This is a genomic window from Mycoplasma procyoni (genome assembly GCF_017052595.1).
GTDB classification, from domain to species: Bacteria; Bacillota_I; Bacilli_A; order Mycoplasmatales; family Metamycoplasmataceae; genus Mesomycoplasma_A; species Mesomycoplasma_A procyoni.
On the sequence record NZ_JAFIDB010000017.1, the window covers coordinates 1 to 1,874 of the forward strand.

1 rRNA gene is annotated in these 1,874 nt (G+C 43.7%); it reads left to right on the plus strand.

Annotation, left to right across the window (positions count from 1 at the left end):
• Positions 1-102: 102 nt before the first annotated feature.
• Positions 103-1,874, plus strand: a 23S ribosomal RNA gene (locus JV122_RS04160); the annotation flags it as partial.

The window sequence follows — 1,874 nt, forward strand, 5'->3', positions numbered from 1 at the left end:
AAAAACCGAGTCTAACTGTGAAAACAGTTAGCAAATTTAAATTAGATACCTTAGAAATATAAATCTAAACAATAGGCTTAAAAAAATACAAGTTATGTTAGCTTTTAAATAAGTAAGAGTATATGGTGGATGCCTTGGGTCTGGAAGTCGATGAAGGACGTGATTACCTGCGATAAGCCTCGTGGAGCTGGAATGCGCTATGATACGGGGATTTCCGAATGGGGAAACCTAATGGGACAAACTCCCATTGATTTATGATGAATACATAGTCATAAATGCGAGACACGTTGTGAACTGAAACATCTTAGTAGCAACAGGAAGAGAAAATAAATAATGATTTCGTTAGTAGTGGCGAGCGAACGCGAAAGAGCCCAAACCATCACTTTGATGGGGTTGTAGGACATTCTATATAGAGTTACAAAATTTTATTATAGTTGAAAAAGTTGGGAAGCTTTGACAAAGAGGGTGATATCCCCGTAAACGAAATAATAAAATCTCTTGAGTGTATCCTGAGTAGGGCGGGGCACGTGAAACCCTGTCTGAATCTGCCGGGACCACCCGGTAAGGCTAAATACTAACCAGACACCGATAGTGAAACAGTACCGTGAGGGAAAGGTGAAAAGAACCCCGAGAGGGGAGTGAAATAGATTCTGAAACCGTATACTTACAATTAGTCAGAGCCCGTTAATGGGTGATGGCGTACATCTTGCAGTATGGGCCGGCGAGTTATGTTAACATGCGAGGTTAAGTGGAAAAAAACGGAGCCGTAGGGAAACCGAGTCTGAATAGGGCGACAAAGTATGTTGATATATACCCGAAACCAGGTGATCTATCCATGAGCAGACTGAAGCTTAGGTAAAACTAAGTGGAGGGTCGAACCGTAGTACGCTAAAAAGTGCCCGGATGACTTGTGGATAGGGGTGAAATTCCAATCGAACCTGGAGATAGCTGGTTCTCCTCGAAATAGCTTTAGGGCTAGCGTGTAGTGTTAAGCATTGGGGGTAGAGCACTGAATATGGAATGGCGGCGCCTAGCTGTACTGACTATAATCAAACTCCGAATACCAGTGTGTATTACTATGCAGTCGGAACATGGGTGATAACGTCCGTGGTCGCGAGGGAAACAACCCAGATCGTCAGCTAAGGTCCCAAAATTATGTTAAGTGAGAAAGGTTGTGAGGTTTCATAAACAACTAGGATGTTGGCTTAGAAGCAGCCATCATTTAAAGAGTGCGTAATTGCTCACTAGTCAAGAGATCTTGCGCCAATAATGTAACGGGACTAAACATAATACCGAAGCTACGGGTACGAAAGTACGTTAGAGGAGCGTTCTAAGCGGCGGTGAAGCAAGACCGTAAGGACTTGTGGAGTGCTTAGAAGTGAGAATGCCGGCATGAGTAACGATTCGGAGTGAGAATCTCCGACGCCTATTGGGAAAGGTTTCCTGGGCAAGGTTCGTCCACCCAGGGTTAGTCAGGACCTAAGATGAGGCTGAAAAGCATAGTCGATGGATAACAGGTTAATATTCCTGTACTTCCTATAAAAGTGATGGAGTGACGGAGAAGGATAGTACTACCACTTATCGGATTGTGGGGTAAGCAACAAGAGGGTCATGTAGGCAAATCCGCATGATTTAACCTTGAGTTGTGATGCATAGTGAAAGAGAAATCAAGTAGCGAATTGTATGATTTCACACTTCCAAGAAAAGCTTCTAGCGTTAATTTTATAGGAACCTGTACCGAGAACGGACACACGTTCCCAAGATGAGTATTCTAAGGCGAGCGAGAAAACCAATGTTAAGGAACTCTGCAAAATTATCCCGTAAGTTCGCGAGAAGGGATGCCTACGTAAGTAGGCCACAGTAAAATGGGGGGG